The organism is Roseomonas sp. TAS13 (assembly GCF_001950415.1).
Taxonomy (GTDB): Bacteria; Pseudomonadota; Alphaproteobacteria; order Acetobacterales; family Acetobacteraceae; genus Roseomonas; species Roseomonas mucosa.
Map to the genome: position 1 here is coordinate 1 of NZ_BDLP01000768.1, position 725 is coordinate 725.

The following is a 725-nucleotide window of genomic DNA, read 5'->3' on the forward strand; positions in this document are numbered from 1 at the left end:
AGAGACAGGCGGTGCGGCCCAGGGCGATGGCCTGGGCATCCAGGGCGCGCAGCGGCCCGGCCTCCAGCAGGGCGCGCAGGGTGGGGATGTCGGGCGCCTCGCGCAGCGCCGGCAGGGTGTCGCGGGCGGCGGGCACGCGCGCCGCCCAGCGGATCGCATCCGCCTTGGCGCGGGCGAGGTCGCCCGTGGCCAGAGCCTCCCGCGTCCGGTCCACCGCGTCCAGCGCGGCCAGGGCACGAACCTCGCGCAGCCCGGCCCAGAAGATCAGGCCGAAGCCGAAGACCGCCACCAGCAGGGTGAGCCCGCCCAGGACCGGCCCGCGCTCGAACTGCGAGGCGACGAAATTCGCCGCGTCCAGCATCGACAGGCCGAGGATCAGCGAGGCCGCCCCCGTCGCGGCGAGGCTGAGGCTGGACCAGCCGCCGGTGCGCGGCTCCGCCACAGGCACCACCGCCTGTTCCCAGCGCAGGTCCAGCCGCTCGTCCGGGCGGGAGGGCGCCTCCTCCTCCAGGATCACGCGCGGGCCGGCGGGCGGGGTCCTCGGGTCGCTCACAGCAGGTCTCCGATCAGGCTGGCCAGCAGGCGGTCCAGCCCCAGATGCGGAACGCCGGAATGGCCGCCGGGCTCCAGCCGGGGCGGGCGGAAGACCGGCATGGCGAAATAAGGGGCGCTCCAATAAGCCTGTCTCTTGATCACATCTACGCACAGCTCCACCGTAAGGCGAA

General features: G+C 74.3%; 1 protein-coding gene. It reads right to left on the bottom strand.

Annotation, left to right across the window (positions count from 1 at the left end; all coding sequences use genetic code 11):
- The coding region (locus ROTAS13_RS25410; protein ID WP_139323617.1) for a hypothetical protein at positions 1-553 on the bottom strand (553 nt) is incomplete at its 3' end.
- Positions 554-725: the final 172 nt, after the last annotated feature.